19 protein-coding genes are annotated in these 16,931 nt (G+C 59.3%); 15 read left to right on the top strand and 4 right to left on the bottom strand.

The features are described 5' to 3' along the window. Nucleotides 1-39: 39 nt before the first annotated feature. Nucleotides 40-837 carry a slipin family protein gene (locus FHS75_RS14800; protein WP_179408472.1) on the bottom strand — a complete coding sequence of 266 codons (798 nt, stop codon included), beginning with the start codon at nucleotides 835-837 and terminating at the stop codon, nucleotides 40-42. A gap of 195 nt (nucleotides 838-1,032) precedes the next feature. Between FHS75_RS14800 and FHS75_RS14805 the strand changes: the two genes are divergently transcribed. From FHS75_RS14805 to FHS75_RS14850, 10 genes are all read left to right on the top strand, one after another. Next, entirely contained in the window at nucleotides 1,033-1,854 is an 822-nt protein-coding gene (locus FHS75_RS14805; RefSeq protein ID WP_179408473.1) for an IS5 family transposase, read from the top strand. A gap of 607 nt (nucleotides 1,855-2,461) precedes the next feature. Next, nucleotides 2,462-3,877, top strand: coding sequence for a F0F1 ATP synthase subunit beta (atpD, locus tag FHS75_RS14810; protein ID WP_179408474.1), 1,416 nt, complete (start codon nucleotides 2,462-2,464; stop codon nucleotides 3,875-3,877). Between the two features lie 3 nt (nucleotides 3,878-3,880). After that, nucleotides 3,881-4,273 (top strand): F0F1 ATP synthase subunit epsilon, encoded by a 393-nt coding sequence (locus tag FHS75_RS14815; RefSeq protein WP_066850737.1) that lies wholly within the window; start codon nucleotides 3,881-3,883, stop codon nucleotides 4,271-4,273. After that, on the top strand, nucleotides 4,263-4,601 hold the full coding sequence (locus FHS75_RS14820) for an AtpZ/AtpI family protein (RefSeq protein ID WP_179408475.1): 339 nt from the start codon (nucleotides 4,263-4,265) through the stop codon (nucleotides 4,599-4,601). The genes FHS75_RS14815 and FHS75_RS14820 overlap by 11 nt, the downstream gene beginning before the upstream one ends. Beyond that, nucleotides 4,594-4,908 carry an ATP synthase subunit I gene (locus FHS75_RS14825; RefSeq protein WP_179408476.1) on the top strand — a complete coding sequence of 105 codons (315 nt, stop codon included), beginning with the start codon at nucleotides 4,594-4,596 and terminating at the stop codon, nucleotides 4,906-4,908. The genes FHS75_RS14820 and FHS75_RS14825 overlap by 8 nt, the downstream gene beginning before the upstream one ends. Further along, the gene (locus FHS75_RS14830) at nucleotides 4,898-5,599 is read left to right on the top strand and encodes a F0F1 ATP synthase subunit A (RefSeq protein WP_066850735.1); all 702 of its coding nucleotides are present in this window, start codon (nucleotides 4,898-4,900) and stop codon (nucleotides 5,597-5,599) included. The genes FHS75_RS14825 and FHS75_RS14830 overlap by 11 nt, the downstream gene beginning before the upstream one ends. Before the next feature lie 25 nt (nucleotides 5,600-5,624). After that, complete coding sequence (locus FHS75_RS14835) at nucleotides 5,625-5,906, top strand: F0F1 ATP synthase subunit C (RefSeq protein WP_179408477.1); 282 nt, start codon at nucleotides 5,625-5,627, stop codon at nucleotides 5,904-5,906. A gap of 3 nt (nucleotides 5,907-5,909) precedes the next feature. Further along, the gene (locus tag FHS75_RS14840; protein WP_179408478.1) at nucleotides 5,910-6,779 is read left to right on the top strand and encodes a F0F1 ATP synthase subunit delta; all 870 of its coding nucleotides are present in this window, start codon (nucleotides 5,910-5,912) and stop codon (nucleotides 6,777-6,779) included. Then, the gene (locus tag FHS75_RS14845; protein ID WP_179408479.1) at nucleotides 6,776-8,398 is read left to right on the top strand and encodes an alternate F1F0 ATPase, F1 subunit alpha; all 1,623 of its coding nucleotides are present in this window, start codon (nucleotides 6,776-6,778) and stop codon (nucleotides 8,396-8,398) included. The genes FHS75_RS14840 and FHS75_RS14845 overlap by 4 nt, the downstream gene beginning before the upstream one ends. Then, nucleotides 8,395-9,279, top strand: coding sequence for a F0F1 ATP synthase subunit gamma (locus tag FHS75_RS14850; protein ID WP_179408480.1), 885 nt, complete (start codon nucleotides 8,395-8,397; stop codon nucleotides 9,277-9,279). Before FHS75_RS14845 ends, FHS75_RS14850 begins: the two co-directional genes overlap by 4 nt. Nucleotides 9,280-9,624: 345 nt before the next feature. Here the strand turns inward: FHS75_RS14850 and FHS75_RS14855 are convergent, their stop codons facing one another. Beyond that, complete coding sequence (locus tag FHS75_RS14855) at nucleotides 9,625-10,044, bottom strand: DUF2147 domain-containing protein (RefSeq protein ID WP_218845286.1); 420 nt, start codon at nucleotides 10,042-10,044, stop codon at nucleotides 9,625-9,627. Nucleotides 10,045-10,395: 351 nt separating this feature from the next. On the opposite strand from FHS75_RS14855, the gene FHS75_RS14860 reads away from it, so the two are divergent. Together FHS75_RS14860 and FHS75_RS14865 are read left to right on the top strand one after the other, a co-directional pair. After that, a complete protein-coding gene (locus FHS75_RS14860) occupies nucleotides 10,396-10,662 on the top strand; it encodes a DUF2933 domain-containing protein (protein WP_229735667.1) in 267 nt (88 codons plus the stop codon). A 17-nt stretch (nucleotides 10,663-10,679) separates the two neighbouring features. Beyond that, nucleotides 10,680-11,369, top strand: coding sequence for a methyltransferase family protein (locus tag FHS75_RS14865; protein ID WP_179408481.1), 690 nt, complete (start codon nucleotides 10,680-10,682; stop codon nucleotides 11,367-11,369). Here FHS75_RS14865 and FHS75_RS17960 read toward each other — a convergent pair. Next, nucleotides 11,366-11,590: a hypothetical protein gene (locus FHS75_RS17960; RefSeq protein ID WP_244959117.1), complete on the bottom strand. Its 225-nt coding sequence runs from the start codon at nucleotides 11,588-11,590 to the stop codon at nucleotides 11,366-11,368. The two genes, FHS75_RS14865 and FHS75_RS17960, sit on opposite strands and share 4 nt — an antisense overlap. On the opposite strand from FHS75_RS17960, the gene FHS75_RS17965 reads away from it, so the two are divergent. After that, nucleotides 11,501-11,788: a hypothetical protein gene (locus FHS75_RS17965; protein ID WP_342356019.1), complete on the top strand. Its 288-nt coding sequence runs from the start codon at nucleotides 11,501-11,503 to the stop codon at nucleotides 11,786-11,788. The two genes, FHS75_RS17960 and FHS75_RS17965, sit on opposite strands and share 90 nt — an antisense overlap. Here FHS75_RS17965 and eno read toward each other — a convergent pair. Further along, nucleotides 11,671-12,948, bottom strand: coding sequence for a phosphopyruvate hydratase (eno, locus tag FHS75_RS14875; protein WP_179408482.1), 1,278 nt, complete (start codon nucleotides 12,946-12,948; stop codon nucleotides 11,671-11,673). The two genes, FHS75_RS17965 and eno, sit on opposite strands and share 118 nt — an antisense overlap. A 510-nt stretch (nucleotides 12,949-13,458) precedes the next feature. Here eno and ppsA point away from each other — a divergent pair. Together ppsA and FHS75_RS14885 are read left to right on the top strand one after the other, a co-directional pair. After that, complete coding sequence (gene ppsA / locus FHS75_RS14880) at nucleotides 13,459-15,882, top strand: phosphoenolpyruvate synthase (RefSeq protein ID WP_179408483.1); 2,424 nt, start codon at nucleotides 13,459-13,461, stop codon at nucleotides 15,880-15,882. Then, complete coding sequence (locus tag FHS75_RS14885; protein ID WP_179408484.1) at nucleotides 15,879-16,886, top strand: hydroxyacid dehydrogenase; 1,008 nt, start codon at nucleotides 15,879-15,881, stop codon at nucleotides 16,884-16,886. Before ppsA ends, FHS75_RS14885 begins: the two co-directional genes overlap by 4 nt. The last annotated feature ends 45 nt before the right edge of the window (nucleotides 16,887-16,931 follow it).

Consider the following 16,931-nt stretch of genomic DNA (forward strand, 5'->3'; position numbering starts at 1 on the left):
CCGGGCAAGGGGCAGGACTGCATCGGCTTGCCCTATGGGTTACGCGTTGCCGCCACCAGGCGCATCTTTTTGCTTGGCCAGAGTCTCGAACAATCCTCCAAATTCAATGGGGAACGGGAAAACGATGGTCGAGCTCTTATCTCCGGCAATTGTGCCCAGAGCACCCAGATAGCGAAGCTGCATGGCTTCAGGACGTGCCGAAAGAGTTTCAGCCGCTTCCAGCAATTTTTGCGCCGCCTGTTGCTCGCCTTCGGCATTGATGACCCTGGCCCGGCGCTCGCGCTCGGCCTCAGCCTGCTGGCCGATCGCACGGATCATGCTTTCCTGAATATCGACATGCTTGATTTCGACATTTGCGACCTTGATTCCCCAAGCGTCGGTTTGTGCATCAAGAATACTCTGAATATCCTTGTTGAGCTTGTCCCGCTCGGAGAGCATTTCGTCGAGCTCGTGCTTGCCGAGCACCGAGCGAAGCGTGGTCTGCGCAAGTTGGCTGATGGCATAATCGAACTGCTCCACCTGAATGATTGCACGCTCCGGATCGGTCACGCGGAAGTAGATCACCGCGTTCACGTGGATGGAGACGTTGTCGCGCGAGATCAGGTCCTGGGTTGGCACGTCAAGAACGATCGTACGCAAATCAACGCGTGCAATGGTCTGTACGAAGGGGAAAATAAAGATCAGCCCGGGACCCTTGACCCCGGTAAAACGACCGAGCGTGAATATAACCGCACGCTCATATTCCCGCAGAATGCGGATCGAGCCTGCCAAAACTGCCAGCGCAATGAACAGGATGACAATTATGGTAAAGATGTTGCCGCTCGCGTCGTACTGCATCTCGTTCTCCGATCGCTTGGACACTGTCATGTGCTGCTTGCCCCAATAGGAGGCAACTACGCCGTCAAAGACGCGCCGGAATTCGAAATCTTAGAGCCTGATCCGAAATTAAGTTGAGTGGTATCAGCTGGTTAGCTTGACGCTTACTCAAGTCGTTGATTCAGCGGTTTTGCAACGAACCGAAGGAAATCAACGATGTGGACCGACACCACTCGGACGCAGTATGCCCGCGCGGAACTGGCATTGCCAAGTGATTTGACCGATGCCGAATGGGCGGTGCTGGAGCCGTTCTTCCCGCCACCTTCTCATGTTGGCCGCCCTCGCAAGTGGCCGCTGCGGCGGATTGTCGAAGCGATCCTGTATCTGCTGCGGGGCGGACTGCCATGGCGGATGCTACCGCCCTGCTTTCCGCCGGTCTCGACGGTGCGACGCTGGTTCTACCTGTGGCGTGATAACAGGCTGTGGCTGTCGCTCAATCATGTCCTGTTGCTGATCGGGCGCGAAGCTGTAGGCCGCGAGGCGTCGCCAAGCGCCGGAGTGATCGACAGCCAGAGCGTCAAAACCACGGAAAGTGGCGGCTCACGGGGCTATGACGCAGGCAAGAAGATCAAGAGACGCAAGCGCCACATCCTCACCGACACCGATGGAAATCTCGTTCATGCGGTGATCCACACCGCCGACATCCAGGATCGTGATGGCGCACCGCTGGTGCTCGCCGAAATCATCCATCGCTTCCCGTGGCTACGGCATGTCTTCGCCGATGGCGGATATGCTGGCGACAAGCTCCGCCAGGCGTTGCGCAGGGTTGGTAAGTGGACCGTCGAAATCGTCAAACGGTCCGACAAAGCAAAGGGCTTTGAGGTTCTCCCACGCCGCTGGGTTGTCGAGCGCACCCTGGCATGGCTCAACCGAAACCGACGTCTCGCAAAGGACTTCGAGCAGACCATCGCCTCGGCAACCGCGTGGCTGTTCATCGCCTCGATCCAGCTCCTCACGCGCCGCATCACAAGGCTATGAAATCACGTCGGTTAGTTTTGAATCAGACTCTTACAGAGCCATGAAATGAAGGAAGGTCGCCAGATCATGAATCGCCTCCGTCCATCGCAAATCGGCGTATGAGAATGTCGGTGATGTCCCGAGTCCGGTCCGCAGCTGCCTGCCGTGAATGATCCGAACCAAACCACAAATGCATGTCAGGCGTTCGGGCTCAGGACCGGGAGGCTGGACAACGATCGATATGCTCGATTCGACCATCGCATGCCCTTTGGGGCGACGCAGGCCAAGAAATCAGATTTCAAGTGTAAGAATCGCAGATGAAGAACGTCAGAATCTCAGAATCAACGACAACCACTGCAGTGGCCCCAGGCGCGCCGCAGTTGATGAAACGACTTTGCAGACGGAGATTCTCACATGCTGTCCAGGTCGGGATACGCCCCTCGCTGTTGCTGCGCGCATCCATGATTTCGATCGTTCCTGCGCGCGATAATGGCAACAATCAGCAGCGCGCAGGCGTCGTTCGAGGGGCGGAGTCCTCCCCCTGCCCATTCTCCGCCCCTCGAACCTTGCAAAGTTGTCGGCCGTCCGGACGCCAAGGTCAGCTGGCAAATACATTTGGCACGGCGCCATGAGCACTGCGTCGCGATTGGCGAAGGCTGGCGTGGTCGTCGCAGTTCGCGGCAGTGTCGTGGATGTCCGTTTCGAGGATCATTTACCGCCCATCTATTCCGTGCTTCGTGCCGGCCCGGACAGACAGATCGTCATTGAGGTGCTGGCGCAGCAAGATGCGCACCACGTGCGGGGCATTGCCCTAACACCGACACAGGGCCTGGCTCGCGGCTCGCCGGCGGAAAACACAGGCGGGCCGCTCAAGGCCCCCGTGGGTAAGTCCGTGCTCTCACGGATGGTCGACGTATTTGGTAACGCCATAGACCGCAAAGCTGCTTTGTCCGAAGTCGAATGGCGTTCGGTTCACCGCGCACCGCCCTCGCTTATGCACCGCTCGACCAAATCGGAGATCTTCGAGACCGGGATCAAGGTCATCGATGTTCTGGCGCCGCTCGAACGCGGCGGCAAGGCGGGACTTTTCGGCGGAGCGGGTGTCGGCAAGACGGTGCTGCTGACCGAAATGATTCACAATATGATCGGACACAACGCCGGAATCAGTATCTTTTGCGGTATCGGTGAGCGCTGCCGCGAAGGCGAAGAGCTGTACGATGCGATGAAGGACGCTGGCGTGCTACAGAACATGGCGATGGTCTTTGGGCAGATGAACGAACCGCCAGGCGCGCGATTCCGTGTGGGACATGTGGCCCTGACGATGGCCGAATATTACCGCGACGACGAACACCGCGATGTCTTGCTGCTCGTCGATAATATCTTCCGCTTCATACAGGCGGGCATGGAGGTGTCGGGCTTGATGGGCCAGATGCCGTCGCGCCTGGGCTATCAGCCAACCATGGGCACCGAGCTATCGGGGTTCGAAGAGCGCATCGCCAACACCGACACCGGCGCAATCACCTCAATCCAGGCGGTCTATGTGCCCGCCGATGATTTTACCGATCCGGCAGCCGTGCACACCTTCTCGCATCTCTCCGCGTCGATCGTGTTATCGCGCAAGCGGGCCAGCGAAGGGCTTTTCCCGGCCGTCGATCCTCTGCAGTCCAGATCCAAGATGGCCACCCCTGGCGTCGTCGGCGAACGCCATTATAGCCTGGCCCAGGAGGTCCGCCGGACACTTGCACAATATGATGAGCTCAAAGACATCATCGCCATGTTAGGTCTGGAACAGCTTTCCCCCGCCGATCGCAACATCGTCGCGCGCGCACGCCGGTTGGAGCGATTTCTGACGCAACCTTTTTTCACGACCGAACAGTTCACAGGCCACAAGGGCAAACTGGTCAGTCTCGAGGACGCGCTGAGCGGCTGTGAGCGCATCCTGCGTGACGAATTCAAGGACTTCCCCGAAAGCGCGCTCTACATGATCGGCGCGATCGACGAAGCCAGAACGAACTCTCAATCAGAACTCGAACCTGCGGGCTGACCCATGAATCTCAAGATTCTCCTGCCGTTCGAGATCTTCGTCGAGAAGACTGACGTGATGCGCATCGTCGCCGAAACGCCGGACGGGTCGTTTGCCATTTTACCGCACCGTCTGGACTGCGTGGCGGCCCTCGTCCCCGGTATATTGATTTACGAAACGCCCTCTGACGGGGAGACTTTCGTCGCCATCGATGAAGGTGTGATTATCAAATCTGGCGCCGAGGTGCTCGTCTCTGCCCGCCGCGCACTGAGCGGGACAGTCCTTGGCCAGTTGCGCGACGCGGTGGAACGGGAGTTCCTGACATTCGACCGACGCGATCAAGACATGCGCTCGACCCTGGCAAAACTGGAGGGCGACCTCATCCGCCGTTTGGTGACGGTCCGCGATGAGAGATAGGCCGACCAAGACACCTCGAACCCAAGAGCAGTCGTTCGGTAAGACGATCGGCACTAAAGCGGAGCGAAAACTGAAGGCTCGGCGCAAGGCCGGCAAAGGCGTCTGGTTCGGTTTGGGAATGATGGGGCTCGTCGGCTGGTCGGTAGCAATCCCGACGCTGCTCGGGGCCGCGCTCGGCATTTGGTTGGATCAACGTCATCCAACCGAATTTTCCTGGACTCTCGCCCTGTTGGTGGCGGGTCTTGCCATCGGCTGTTTCAACGCGTGGCACTGGATCGCCAAGGAAGACAAGGCGATGCAGGACGATCTGGAAGACACCCATGAATGAACTCGGATCTTTGGGGCCACCTTTGGTCGCTGGCCTTCTGCTCGGTGTGTTCTTCTTCGGGGGACTATGGTGGACCGTCCGCAGGGGTATTTCGTCAAGACAGCCGGGACTTTGGTTCATGGGCAGCATGCTGGTGCGGACAGGCATCACCATGGCGGGGTTCTATCTGGTGGGAGGATCACATTGGGAGCGCTGGCTCATGTCCCTCCTTGGCTTCCTGGCCGCACGTCTGACGATGAAATGGCTGACGGGTTCATCGACCAATATCCTCACCCGCTCGGCAGCGGAGGCACGCCATGCGCCTTAGTCCCGACGACATGGTCTTCTGGCAGCAAGGCTTTTTCAAGCTCAACGGCACAATCGTGTTCACATGGGGTCTGATGCTTGTGCTGGCCATTGGCGCAATGCTCATCACGCGAAACCTCTCCACGGAATTGCACCGCTCGCGCTGGCAAAATCTGCTGGAAATCATCGTCACGGGCATCGAGCAGCAAATCGAAGATGTGGGTCTGCGGCCCGCACGGAAATACATCGGCTTTTTAGGAACGCTCTTCCTGTTCGTCGCCTTGGCCAGTCTGTTCACGATTGTCCCTGGCTACGAGCCACCGACCGGTTCGCTTTCGACAACGGCGGCTCTGGCGCTGTGCGTCTGGGTGATCGTCCCGCTGTACGGCATTCGGGAACAGGGTCTGGGCGGATATCTCAAATCATATTTGGAACCGACAGCCATCATGCTGCCGTTCAACATCATCAGTGAACTGTCGCGCACATTGGCACTCGCCGTGCGTCTGTTCGGCAACATGATGAGCGGAGCGCTCATCCTCGCCATCCTCCTCAGCGTCACGCCGTTCATTTTCCCCGTCGTGATGAGTGCGCTCGGACTGCTCACCGGCATGGTGCAAGCCTACATCTTCAGCATTCTGGCCACCGTATATATCGCTGCCGCCACACGCGTTACTGGTCCTAGATCAGAGCCACGACCAGTTCCTTCAGCATGAACGGCGTCAACAAAAAGGAGGCATTATGGATAGCGCGACGCTAATTGCGATTGCTTCAATCGTCACTGCCGGACTGACGATCGCCTTGGGGAGTATCGGGCCCGCGCTGGGCGAAGGACGCGCGGTCGCCACGGCGCTGAGCTCGCTGGCACAGCAGCCGGATGCTTCTGCCACGATCACACGAACCTTGTTTGTGGGGCTGGCCATGATCGAGTCGGTCGCAATCTATTGCTTCGTGATCTCGATGATACTCATCTTCGCCAATCCGTTTTGGAGTAACATCATCGCTCAGACCGCGGGACAGTAGTCCGTGCTCATCGATTGGTTCACTGTCGGTGCGCAAGCGCTCAACTTTCTCATCCTGGTGTGGCTGTTGAAGCGCTTTCTCTATCGCCCGATCCTAGGCGCGATCGATGCGCGCGAAAAACGGATCGCTGCCGAACTCGCCGACGCCGACGCAAGAAAGGCGGAAGCGGAACGAGAGCGCGAGGAGTTCCGGCGCAAGAACGAGCAGTTCGATCAGCAACGCACCGACCGCATGAAGATGGCGATCATAGAAGTGGGCGTGGAGCGACAGCGGCTCCTCGACGAAGCACGGAAGGCCGCCGATGGCATGCGTGCAAAACGACAGGAAGCGCTGCTAAGCGAGGCTCACAATCTCAATCAAGCAATCTCCCGCCAGGCCCAGCAGGAGGTTTTTTCCGTTGCGCGAATGGCGTTAAAGGATCTTGCCGCCGCGAATGTCGACGAGCGCATAAGCGAGGTCTTCATCGACCGGCTGCTGGAGATGGACAGCGGGTCCAAGGAGCGACTTGGCAAGGCTCTCGAGACGACCCCTGATCCGGCGCTTGTGCGCAGCGCATTTGATTTGCCCGCCGAACACCGCGCGGCAATCGAAAAAGCGCTCCACGATATCTTCTCAATCGACGTCCGCGTCCGGTTCGTTGTCGCCCCCGAATTGGTCGGCGGGATTGAGCTGATCGCAAATGGACAAAAGCTCGCCTGGAGCATCGCCGATTATCTGACGTCTCTTGAAAGCCAGGTCGATGGACTACTTGCGGAGAGAGGTGAAGTAAAGACCCAGACCACCCTAAAGCACGGCTCAACATCGATCGCGAAAACCGAGGGTCTCAACCCTAAAATCACTGAACCATCAAAACTGGACAGGAAGGGCGAATGATCGTCAAGCCTGAGAACTTGCCGAGTGTTCTCGGTCCTGCCTTATCCGCAGTTGGACAGGCGCGAAAAACATTCAAACCGCAGCTGACATCGAAGGAGGTCGGCACGATCACCGCCATTGCCACTGGTGTGGCCAAGGTGGCCGGCCTTCCTTCCGTCGGCTTTGAGGAACTCATCAGATTTCAGGGCGGCACGCTCGGCATAGCGTTCAATGTCGACGAAGACGAAATCGACGTTGTGCTCCTCGGGCCCCATTCTCATCTCAACGCTGGTGATGAAGTCGGGCGCACGAGCCGGGTGATGGATGTCGCAGTAGGCGATGGCTTGCTGGGGCGCGTTATCGATCCGCTTGGACGACCGCTCGACGACAAAGGCCCGGTCATCACCAGCGAGCGCTTGCCCATTGAGCGTAACGCGCCGCACATTATGGATCGCGCGGCAGTTACGATCCCGCTCCAGACCGGGATCAAGGTCATCGACGCCCTCATTCCGGTCGGCCGTGGTCAACGCGAATTGATCTTGGGTGATCGACAGACAGGCAAGACCGCCATTGCGATCGACACCATTCTCAATCAGCGCGATCAGAATCTGCTGTGCGTGTATTGTGCCATCGGCCAGCGTGCCTCCGCCGTTGCAAAGACGGTAGCAACACTGCGGGAAGCCGGTGCTATGGACTATACGGTGGTTGTGGTCACCGAGGGGAACGATCCGCCGGGTCTGACCTTCATCGCCCCTTACGCTGCTACCAGCATCGCAGAGCATTTCATGGCGCAGGGTCGCGCCGTGCTGATTGTTTATGACGATCTCACGCAGCATGCCCGTGCTTACCGTGAGCTATCCCTGCTATTGCGACGTCCGCCCGGCCGCGAGGCCTTTCCCGGCGATATCTTTTACATTCACGCGCGGCTGCTCGAAAGGGCAACGCACCTGCGCGAGGAGCTCGGAAGCGGGTCGCTCACGGCGCTCCCGATCGTTGAAACCGAAGCGCAGAACCTGTCCGCATATATTCCAACCAACCTGATTTCGATCACCGATGGCCAGATATATCTCTCCCCTGCGTTGTTCGAACTGGGTGTATTGCCTGCCGTCGATGTCGGCAAATCCGTCTCGCGTGTCGGCGGCAAGGCGCAACGCGCAGCTTTCCGCGCTGTAGCTGGCGATCTCAAGCTCGCCTATGCTCAGTTTGAGGAACTCGAGACCTTCGCCCGGTTCGGTGCCAAGCTTGATCAAGACACCCGCAAAACAATCGAACATGGTCGCCGCATTCGCGCCTGCCTCCAACAGCCCGAAAACGCGCCAGTCTCAGTACCGGCGCAAATTGCGATCCTTCTGGCCGTAACCACGAAACTTTTCGATACGGTTGCGCTCGGCCAGATGGCGAATGCTGAGCTTGCGGTTCAGAAGGCTGCCTCCAACATCCCGGCTAACGTGCGGGCGCAACTGGAAAGCGCCGAAAAGCTGAGCGATGACGATCGCGCAGCGATTATCGAAATCGCCCGGCAGGCACTTGCTCCTTTCCAGGGCGCACCGCCGTCAGACGCAATAGCCGAGTCCAGGAATCGTTCCCCTTTGGTCGCCGCTCAGTTCAAAGCCGCGAAGGATGGAACGGCCACGTCATGAGCAATACGACGGAAGGCCTGAAGCGAAAGATCCAGAGTGCCGACGATCTCCAGTCCGTCGTCCGGACAATGAAGGCCCTGGCTGCATCGAGCATCGGACAATTCGAAAGATCCGTTCGCGGATTGGCCGATTACCAGCGCGCTGTTGAACTTGGGTTGGGCGTCTGCTTTCGGCAAAGCGCGCGCCCGCTTCCAGCGCGCGGCGAAGAACGACACGGGCACAACAAAGCAGTCAGCGCGATTGTTTTCGGGTCGGATCAAGGTCTGGTGGGTCAGTTTAACGACGTGATCGCCGAGCACGCGATCACGACCCTTGCCACGCTTCACGGCAAATGCTTGGTGTGGGCGATCGGCGAACGTATTTCTGCCCGCCTGGCGGATGCCGGATTGCAACTAGTGGGACTCTTGCCAGTACCCAGTTCAATCCAGGCCATCGCCTCGCTTGTCGCGCAGGTTCAGTTGGCCAGTGAAACGCAAGCAGCCAATGGTGCAAGTCTGTGGGTGTTCCACAATCGCCCGTTGCCCGGCTCTCTATATGAACCGGTCGGGCAGCGATTGTTGCCGCTCGACACACAGTGGCAACAAGATCTGCTCAACATCCCCTGGCCCGCCCAGAATCTCCCTGAAATCGTAGGCGCCAATTATCCGGCAACGAGCGCCTTCATCCGCGAGTTTCTGTTCATCTCACTCTTTCGGGCCTGCGCCGAGTCTCTCGCGAGCGAGAATGCGAGCCGGCTGGTAGCCATGGAGCGCGCCGACAAGAATATCAGCGAATTGCTCGAGCAACTGCGCGCCGCCTTTCATCAGCTGCGCCAGAGCGACATTGATGAAGAACTGTTCGATGTCATCTCCGGCTTCGACGCTCTGGCATCATCGCGGTAACTGCCGCCGTCGGAGCAATCATCATTGGACATGTTATTGCCCATTGTTGCTCCACGACAGGCCAAACCCACGAGGCTCCCGCCCTCGGACCTGTGCAGCCGGTCCGCTTCGCTAACAATGTCCTTAATTGACCGACACATCGACACATCGCCATATAGGAGTTATATGGCGCATCGATCGGCCACTAATCAATGCATGGAGAGAAGGCGGTGACGGTTCCTTTATCGTGATGGGGGAATCAGTTTGCCACTTCACTTTCCTGCCCCGCAGGGCAAAGGGCAGACGTCAAATGGACGATCGTGTTCAACGTGCTCTCTGCGGTTGCAACGCTCCCGGCAGTACACATCAGTTTGAAACCCGCGTCCATTTCTGGTTCTTGCAACCGACATGCCCGAACATACATCCATGAACCTGGAGGGTGTCGGCGCTGATCGGTTTCAATTCCCCGCCGACCGTTCTGTCGAGATCGGGAACCAGAACTTTCCCGCGCCATTTGTTCCGGCCGTACCGATCGAACTCGCGGAAAAGATTGATGCCTATGAGCACGTCGGTTCCGGCTTTCGCTGCGTCGGCCTTCGCTTTCTCGTTTGCATAAACAACGACGCCGCAAAGCTTCGTGCCGCATTCCTCGATCCGGACACGAACACTTCCGGACGGGTTAGCCCAAACACCCATGATAGCCTCATTCGGCGCTCCGGTTTGCCGAGCATGTGCCGCATTCGATGCAAAGATGAGGGCCGCGCCCATGATGACCAAACGAATCATAGCCTCTCCTTCTTACACCAAAAGAGAACCGGGCATACTAGGTCTGATGAACGAACATCGTCAGGCGGCTCATACACTCTCACGTTGGCGACGACCTTGTCCTCGTTCTGACGCACCGCTTCTGGAGCGACAATGGAGCGTGTTCGTGGAAACTCTTTGCGGCTTCCCCCGGCTCGGTAGTCGATAAAGTCAAGGCCTGTTCTGCCGAGCGGACTGTAATCTGGGGAGCCATCGCGCGTCCATGATGCTGAGGCGGCCTCCTTTCTTTGATGGCTACCGTCCTTAGGCCGAAAGTGGGAGCAAGATATGAGGCAAGGTCACAAGCACGCGTCCGACAGACGGGGATGGCGGATGCCGATCGTCTTCCTCGGTTTTGCAGCGATTGCGGGGTATTTCCTGCTTACCGAGCATAGGGTTCACGCGCTCAGCATACTTCCCTGGGCTTTGCTCTTGCTGGCCTGCCCGCTGCTCCACATGTTCATGCACGGTGGACACGGAGGTCATGGCGGCCAAGGTGGTGATGATGATGATCAGCGCACCAGCAACAACGGCGCGAATCCGGTCCGCGATCGCCACAGCGGACACAAGGTCACCGATTCCAGCGCCCGTCGCCGATAACTCCGGAGAAACCTGCCATGCATAGCGACGCATCCGCCGCCTATGGACTTTGGGGTCTGGTGATCCTCAACTCCGCGATCTTCATTTTCTTCGCGTTCAGCTTCTTCAAACCGCAAACCAAGCGCGATTGGCGATCATTCAGCGCTTTCAGTGCTTTTCTCGTCGCACTTTTCGCGGAGATGTACGGCTTCCCGCTGACCATCTATCTGCTCTCGGGCTGGCTCCAGAGCAACTATCCGCAGGTGGACTGGTTCTCGCACGACGCCGGCCATCTGCTCGAGGAGTTGTTCGGATGGCAAGCCAACCCTCACTTCGGGCCCTTTCATATCCTGAGCTTCATCCTGATCGGCAGTGGCTTCTGGATGATATCGAGCGGTTGGGCACGGCTTTACCGGGCCCAGAAGCAAGAGAAGCTCGCAACTGAAGGTATCTATTCCTACGTCCGGCATCCACAATATGACGGCTTCATCCTCGTCATGCTCGGCTTCCTGTTCCAATGGCCGACTGTCCTAACGCTGGCGATGTTCCCGGTCCTGGTTGTCATGTATGTGCGTCTCGCCCGGAGCGAGGAGCGCGAGGCGCTCGCCGCTTTCGGCCAGGATTATCGAGCCTACATAGCGCGCGTCCCGGGTTTTATTCCCAAGCTGTCGCGCTCGCGGTCAGGTGATCCAAATCTGGCCAAAAGCCGACCGCGCCGCCCATTCTAAAACGGCCCAGGACGAAGCCCTAGTAGAGATGTCAGATCGATATGAGCAAGAACAAGCAGGACAGATCTGCGCCCGGCTACGCCGAGAAACTCCATGCGCTTGAGATCGGGCTCAGCGCGTTGCAACGCCAGGTGATCGCCGGTGGCCGCAAGCTGCTGATCACTCTGGAAGGGCGCGATGCAGCCGGCAAGGATGGCACGATCAAGCGCATCGTCAAGCATCTGAGTCCTCGCCTCAAGGCGATCGAGCTTCGCGGGCATCATCAGGGCGCAGCAATGGCAATCCAGACGCCTGGCGGCGCTCATGCGACAAATGGCGATGAGAAGATGGCTTCGCCGCCGAGTTGGTGTTCGATTTCCAGCAAGCGATTGTACTTGGCGAGACGTTCACCTCGACACGGCGCTCCGCCCTTGAACTGACCACCGGTCATCGCGACGGCAAAATCTGCGATAAAGTCGTCTTCTGTCTCGCCGGAGCGATGGGAGAATTTGTAGCGCAGTCCAGCTCGCCGACACAGTTCGATCGCCGCCACCGTTTCGGTCACCGTGCCGATCTGGTTGGGCTTGATCAAAACAGCGTTCGTGGCTTTGTCATCAATGCCCCGCTGGATGAAACGCGAATTGGTGACATACAGGTCATCGCCGACGATCTGGATGTGGTCTCCCATCGCCAGGGTCTGCTTTACAAAGGCGGGCCAGTCCTGTTCGCCGAAACCATCCTCGATCGACACGATCGGAAATGCGGCGATCCAGTCAGTGTAGACGGCCAGAAGTTCGTCACTGGTCATATGCGCTCTGCCAAGCCCGGGCAGAACATAACCGCCGTCCTTGACGAAGGAGGTCGCTGCGGGATCCAGCGCGATGGCAATTTGACGGCCTGGTTCATAGCCTGCCACCTCAATTGCACGGACGATCAGCTCGAGCGCTTGACGCTCGTCTTTCAGATGGGGCGCGAACCCGCCTTCATCACCAACCCCCACACCCAGACCCTTCTCTTCCAGAAGCTCCCTCAGGACATGATAGGTTTCCGAACCATAGCGCAGCGCTTCGCCGTATGTCGGGGCACCATGCGGTACGATCATGAACTCCTGCATCTGGAGCCCATTGGCGGCATGCTTGCCGCCATTGATAATGTTCATCATGGGGACCGGGAGACGCCGGGCGGTGGAACCCCCGAGGTACTGGTAGAGCGGCAATCCCATCGCCTGAGCAGCGGCCCGAGCGACCGCCAGCGAAACGCCTAGAACGGCGTTTGCGCCGAGCCGCGCCTTGTTCTCGGTTCCGTCGAGTTCACACATCAACCGATCAATTTCCGGCTGCCGGACAACATCCACACCGATGAGGGCGCCCGCGATTTCGCGTTCGACATTTGCGACCGCCTTCAGGACCCCGCGACCGGCATACCGCGCCGCATCGCCGTCGCGAAGCTCGTGGGCCTCGAACTGGCCAGTCGATGCTCCCGAGGGCACCGACGCGCTTGCGGCGATACCGCCCTCCAGACGGACTGTCACCTTGACCGTGGGCCAACCGCGCGAATCAAGACTCTCCTGCGCCGACAGAGCAGCAATGGTTCGCCTCATTCGATGTCTCCTCGTCCAGCAAACAAATTCAATGGCCGCGGCCTTCGGCGATCGGCCTACTCAGCCTTTGTCCTGCGATCTTTCAACCGTCCGGCAGCGGCACGGCCCCAGCACATTCCGAAAGTCGTCCGCCGACCGATCCGCGTCCAAATTGCGCCACCGTCTTCGTAACGTCTTTCATCATTGCTCGTATCGACAAAGAGACGTCGCAGCGGGCCGATCCTTACCAGAACGCCCTCCCAAATCGCTTGCGAGCGCACCGAACTCCGCGTCTGAATGACGAGTCTGGCAGCAGCATGGAAATCCGTTGGCCGAGTTTCCCGGGGGACCCGCACCACGCGGTACTGTAAGATCGGGTGCTGCCCTGCGTCCCTTCCGGGACATACTGATAGTCTGTCTTTGGCCGGCGCGGCCGCAAGAGCGGTCATTGGTTCGCTGTCGTAAATCACGTCGCGGCAGATAGTCGGCAACAGGGTTTATATCAGGCGTGAGTGCACAAGGAGCGCAGCGATGACGGAAAAACGCATAGCCTGGTTTGAGTCCCTGAACGTGGGCGACGTTCCCATCGTCGGCGGCAAGAACGCCTCGCTTGGCGAGATGGTACGCACACTCGAGGAAAAGGGCGTGCGTGTGCCGGGCGGCTTCGCGACGACCGCCGCGGCCTTTCGTGAATATGTGGCTGCCAACCAAATCGAGCCGGATCTGCGTGCCAGCATTGCGGCATTGCAAAGCGAAAAGGCCTCGTTGCATGAAACGGGTGAAACAATCCGCCGGCATTTTCTCGACGGAGAATTCCCGGAGGCGATCGCCACAGAAATCCGGGACGCATATCGCGAGCTTTCCCGCCGCAGCGGCCAGGACGAGATCAGTGTTGCTGTGCGCTCTAGCGCAACTGCTGAAGACTTGCCCCAGGCGAGCTTCGCCGGTCAGCAGGAAACCTTTCTCAATGTGCGCGGTGAGCGCGCGCTGCTCGACGCCTGCCGGCGGTGCTACGCCTCGCTGTTTACCGACCGGGCGATCAGCTACCGTGAAACCCAGGGGTTCGATCATCTGGAAGTCGCGCTGTCGATCGGCGTCCAGCGGATGGTACGCTCCGACCTGGCAGGCTCGGGAGTCATGTTTTCGATCGATACGGAAACCGGATTTCCCGGCGTCGCCGTGATCAGCGCCGCATGGGGTCTTGGCGAAACCGTCGTGCAGGGCGCGGTCGATCCCGACAAATATCTCGTCTTCAAGCCCTTGCTCGACGACCGGCGCTACACCCCGATCATCGAGAAGACGCTCGGCGCCAAAGAGACCAAGATGATCTACGCGACCGGCGGGAGCGAGCGCACGACGACGGTTGCAACCACCCAGAAGGAGCGCCAGGCCTTCGTTCTCAGCGAAGCGGAAATTCTGGAGCTCGGCCGATGGGCCGCGACGATCGAGGAACACTACGGCCGGCCGATGGACATGGAATGGGCCAAGGACGGAGAGACCGGCGAACTCTACATGGTTCAGGCGCGGCCCGAGACGGTGCAGTCGTCCCGGCAAACCGGCCAAATCAAGAGCTACCGCCTGAAGACGAAGGGAAAGCCGATCATCACCGGCTCGGCGATCGGTGAAGCGATTGCCTCAGGTCAAGTCTGCGCCATTCGCAGCGCCGCCGACATCGACACCTTCCGCGACGGAGCCATCCTCGTGACCGGCATGACGGACCCCGACTGGGTCCCGATCATGAAGAAGGCCGCCGGAATCATCACCGATCATGGCGGCACGACCAGCCACGCCGCCATCGTCAGCCGCGAACTGGGAGTGCCCGCCATCGTCGGCACGGGCCGCGGCACCGAACTGCTGCTTGACGGGCAGGAAATCACGCTTTCCTGCGCGGAAGGTGATCGGGGCGTGGTCTACGAAGGCATCCTGGAATTCGAGTCATCGCAGGTGGATGTTTCCGACCTGCCCGAAACCCGAACCGCGATGATGGTGAATATCGCCAGCCCTGCCGCCGCATTCCGCTGGTGGCGCCTGCCTGCGCGCGGAGTTGGCCTTGCGCGGATGGAGTTCATCATCAACAATCTGATCAAGATCCATCCGATGGCGCTGATCCATCCCGACCACGTGACCGATCCAGCGGCGCGGCGAGAGATCCGCCAGCGCACGCGCGGCTACGATGACCCAGTGGACTTCTTCGTCGAGACGCTCGCGCTGGGAATTGCCAAGCTCGCAGCGCCCTACCACCCGCACCCCGTGATCGTTCGCTTGAGCGACTTCAAATCCAATGAATATGCCCACCTCCTCGGCGGCAGCGTTTTCGAACCGGAAGAGGAAAATCCGATGCTCGGATGGCGCGGTGCTTCGCGCTACTACGACGCGCGCTATCGCGAGGGTTTTGCACTGGAATGCCGTGCGCTGAAGACGGTGCGCGAAAGGATCGGTCTCGAGAACGTTGTCGTCATGGTGCCATTCTGCCGCACGCTCGAGGAGGCTGATCGCGTGCTTGCCGTGATGAAAGAGAACGGACTCGAGCGGGGCCGGGACGGCCTCGAAATCTACATGATGTGCGAGATTCCCGCCAACGTCTTCCTTGCCGAAGAGTTCGCGCAGCGCTTCGACGGATTTTCGATTGGTTCCAATGACCTCACGCAACTCGTGCTCGGGGTCGATCGGGACTCGGGCGATCTCGCCGCCCTGTTCGATGAGCGCAATGAAGCGGTAAAGCGTGCGATTCGCGAAGCCATCGTCCAGGCGCACGCCGCCGGCATCAAGATCGGGATCTGCGGCCAGGCCCCCAGCAACTATCCCGAATACGCCGCTTTTCTGGTTGAAGAAGGCATCGATTCGATCTCGCTCAACCCCGACAGCTTTGTCTCTACGCTTCGCAACGTTGCCCAAGTCGAGCAGAGTTTGAAGACCGCGCCGCGAGCAACCTCCGAGCCGGATGCTTCTCGATGAAGGTCGTCGTGTTCGAGACGGAAGAGTGGGAGCACCAGGCGTGTCTGAGGCTTGAACCCGAGCACGAGGTCGAATGCACTCGCCAGCGCCTCGACCCGCAAACCGCCACCCTCTTCACGTCGGCAGAAGTCGTAAGCACCTTCGTGAACTCACAGCTCGGCGCCGACGTACTGACCCAGTTCCCCCGTCTCAAGCTGATCGCAACCCGGTCTACCGGATACGATCATGTCGATTTGGACTGGTGCAAGGCGCACGGTGTCGCGGTCGCGAACGTACCCGACTATGGCGATTCGACCGTGGCGGAGCATGCCTTCGCCCTGCTCCTGGCCGTCGCCCGCAATCTGGTCGAGGCGGTGGAGCGCACACGCCGCGGCGACTTCTCGCAAGCCGGGCTGCGCGGCTTCGAACTGCGTGGCAAGACGCTCGGCGTCATCGGAACCGGACGAATAGGCCGCCGCGCGATCGAGATCGCTGGCGGGTTCGGCATGAATGTCGTGGCCTACGATCTCTATCCGGATGAAGACGCGGCAACACAATTCGGGTTTCGCTATGCCGATTTAGATGAAGTTCTCGCAGATGCGGATGTAATCACGCTCCACGTACCGGCAACGCCGGGAACCGCGAGTCTAATTTCCGACCGTGAATTCGACCTGATGAAGCCCGGCGCACTCCTGATCAACACTGCGCGGGGCAACGTTGTCGATGTGCCTGCGCTGGTACGAGCTCTGGCGGACGGCAAGGTTCGGGCGGCGGGACTTGACGTATTGCCACAGGAGCCTCTCGTGCGCGAGGAGGCGCAGATTTTTCGGGGAGCGTCGAGCGATGGCTACGACCTCAAGGCGCTCGTCGCCAATCACGTCTTGCTGCGGTTCCCGAACGTGATTGTGACGCCCCATAATGCCTATAATACGCAAAGCGCCGTTCGGCGGATCATCGAAACCACCGTGGAGAATATCGAGGCGTTCGGGCGCGGCGAGCCGCGTAATCTGGTTGGGGAACGGTAAAGTTCAGACCTTCTCCAGTGCACAGAGCCAGCAGCCAAGTCCGCT

Origin of the sequence: Novosphingobium marinum, assembly GCF_013408095.1 — a bacterium.
In the GTDB taxonomy this organism is placed as follows: Bacteria; Pseudomonadota; Alphaproteobacteria; order Sphingomonadales; family Sphingomonadaceae; genus Novosphingobium; species Novosphingobium marinum.